The sequence below is a fragment of the Flavobacterium tructae genome, from assembly GCF_002217475.1.
Classification (GTDB): Bacteria; Bacteroidota; Bacteroidia; order Flavobacteriales; family Flavobacteriaceae; genus Flavobacterium; species Flavobacterium tructae.
Window position 1 is genome coordinate 1 of sequence record NZ_MUHH01000086.1, and the last position, 2,765, is coordinate 2,765.

The following is a 2,765-nucleotide window of genomic DNA, read 5'->3' on the forward strand; positions in this document are numbered from 1 at the left end:
GTTGTCATTCTTGCAAGGGCATCTTCTACGCGTTCATTAATCGTTTTTTTATCGTCTAAATAAACCGGAATTTTATGCTGTGCACTCGCACCGACAGCACTCAACAGTAGTAAAACAACAATTGTTTTAACATTTTTAAACATAACTATTAATTTATTAAAGCATTTAATTTACAATGGGAAGAAAGTATAAGCAGTATCTCTTTTTAAGAATACTGTAAAGCTAAAACGTTATAGTTTGTTCTGGATTTTTAAATGAAAAAAAGTAGTGAATTAAAAACACAACTTCATGAAAAACAATTATTTACAAAAAACAAAAAGCCAAAAAAAGTAGTGATTTTAGAATGATTTTCTAAAGTTTTACGGATATTAAGCCAATTTTTGTGACCTTTTCTTCAAAATCATTTCGGGAAACTGCGGCTTTATTTCGTGCTCTGGTTCGGTAATTGTAAATGGTGCTCAAAGAGTAACGCAAAAACGCTGCAATTTTTACACTGTCTGTAATTCCTAAACGAATTAAAGCGAAAATTCGAAGTTCCGTATTCATCAGTTCTCCTTGTTTTAAAACAATTTGCTCTTCCGGAATTAAAAGCGCGTTGAAATCTTTTACGAAAGTGGGATATAAATTCAAAAAGATGATGTCAAAATTCTTGTACAATTCTTCCAGTTCGTTATCTACAAGAGTGGTTGATTTCAATACTTTGTAGATTTCATCAAATTGTTTGGCGGTCGCTTTTTTATTTAAAGTGATACGGTAATTTTCTAATTTGTTGATATAGGCTGAACAAAGACTAAAAAAATGTGCAATGTATTCTTCTTTAACATGGTTGGATTCCGATAATTGTGCATTTCTTTCCTGCAGCTGATTGTTGGTTTCTGTAATGTCTTTATTTAATTCGGCTAATTTTTGACTTGTATTGTACAGTTCTGTCCTGATTCGCGATACTTTTTTCATTTGTTTGTAAACATAAATCACCGCAACAACTAAAAATGCCGATAATAAACTGATGCATAAAAGGTACAGTTGAAGTTCCGTTTTTCTCTTAGCTTCTTTCTCTAAATAAACGGTGTTGATGATCGAATATACCTCTGACATTAAAAGGGTCCGAAACTGAACATTGCAATACAAGGCATCTTCAATAGCCGATTGGGTAAGTTTATAGGCCATGTCAACATCATTGGCTTCATAAAAAAATAAAGCCAGTTCCTGAAGAGAAGCATTGTCCTTGTTTGCGGTTTTTAGATCGGCAGTGGCTGAAAGTGCATAATATTTCTTTTGAAGTTCCAGCTGCTTTGTTTCTTTATAGATACTTGCCAAAAGATAAGTAATCATGGCATATTGCGGATGATCATCTTTTGCTTTTTTCAATAAATCCAACAGCTTTTTTTCAGCCGCAGCAAACTTTTTCTCCGACATCTCCTTCTCAATTCTGGTGATTCGATAGTTTAATGTAGAAGGATCTAAAACGGTGAGCAGCGAATCACGGTATTTGTTAATTTGCTCAATGTACTTTACATCGTCGCTATTGGCAGCATAATGTTCCAAAAACTCGCGATACGCACTATAATAGTTAGGTAGTAGTTTCTTAGGCAATTCCTTTTTAGGAATGCTTTTTAAAATGGCCTCAGATTCGCGATATTTTCCCGAGGAAGAGTACAATGTTACCAATTGCAGATTGGCCAGGTTCAGTAAATCGGCATTTTGAAGTTCGCTGGCGATTTTCAGGTTTTTCCTGACATATAAAATAGCCGAATCAGAATTGAATTTCAGGTATTGACTGTACAAACTTTGGTTGTAATCGTACTCCTGCTCTTTCGTTAAATCATCGGATTTGATTTTTTTGAAATTTAAAATACGTTCTTCTCTCAAACGAACATAATGAGCTTTGTTCTTTAAAGCTTCATTTAACTTATCGATAATACTATCTGTGTTGTCCGCTGCATAAACAGGACTTCCTAAAATGATGAAGAGAAAAAACAGCAGATAATTTTTCAAACCAATTGGAGCTATAATGAGACTTGCAAATATAAGAAAGTGCTACCAGAAAAAGGAATTATTTAGCAGATTGAAAATTGTGACTTTTGTAATGAATAAAAGCTCCCGAAAAAAAATAAGCGCACTGATTCTCTATCGGTTTTTTGTAAATTTGTTTATACTTCATTTTTTCTAATTTAAACATTATACTCATGCCACACTTTGTTATTGATTGCTCTGAAAATGTAATCCGACTAAAATCTGCCGACGATATCATGCAGGAAATTTACCATACCGCTTTAGCCACTACTCTTTTCGTTCCTACTGATATTAAGGTTCGTATCCATCCTTTCAGCTATTATAATAATGGAAATTCTTCAGACGATTTTATTCACGTCTTTGCGTACATTCTGGAAGGCCGAAATACCGATCAAAAAGCAGGATTATCAAAAGCAATTGTCACAAAACTGAACGAGATACTTCCTGAAGTCCCTATTATTTCGATCAATATTATGGATTTTGAAAAAGCCAGTTATGTCAATAAAGCTATGGTTTAAAAACACTTTTAATCACTTTATGATATAACAGAAGTAATAACAAAAATTCCTTGCTGTGTTAAAACACAATATCAAACAACTAAAAAACAAACACTTAACACTTAAGAAAAAGCTGCAACTTTAAAAAAGTTAACCACGAATTCACGAATTTCTTTAAACAATATAGATTAGAAAAAATTCGTGAATTCGTGGCTATTTACTACATACTCTTTAATCTTTACTCTTTACTCTTTA

General features: G+C 32.9%; 2 protein-coding genes. One reads left to right on the forward strand and one right to left on the reverse strand.

What is annotated here, in order from left to right; translation table 11 throughout:
* Positions 1-351: 351 nt before the first annotated feature.
* Positions 352-1,995, reverse strand: a complete 1,644-nt coding sequence (locus B0A80_RS20525; RefSeq protein WP_089078499.1) for a DUF6377 domain-containing protein — start codon at positions 1,993-1,995, stop codon at positions 352-354.
* Positions 1,996-2,186: 191 nt separating this feature from the next.
* Here B0A80_RS20525 and B0A80_RS20530 point away from each other — a divergent pair, with 191 nt between their 5' ends.
* Positions 2,187-2,531: a 5-carboxymethyl-2-hydroxymuconate Delta-isomerase gene (locus B0A80_RS20530; RefSeq protein ID WP_070908484.1), complete on the forward strand. Its 345-nt coding sequence runs from the start codon at positions 2,187-2,189 to the stop codon at positions 2,529-2,531.
* Positions 2,532-2,765 lie beyond the last annotated feature (234 nt).

What these genes read in the sequence shown, in the direction of transcription:
- B0A80_RS20530 (WP_070908484.1), top strand. Translation starts at nt 2,187, where the DNA reads ATGCCACACTTTGTTATTGATTGCTCTGAAAATGTAATCCGACTAAAA.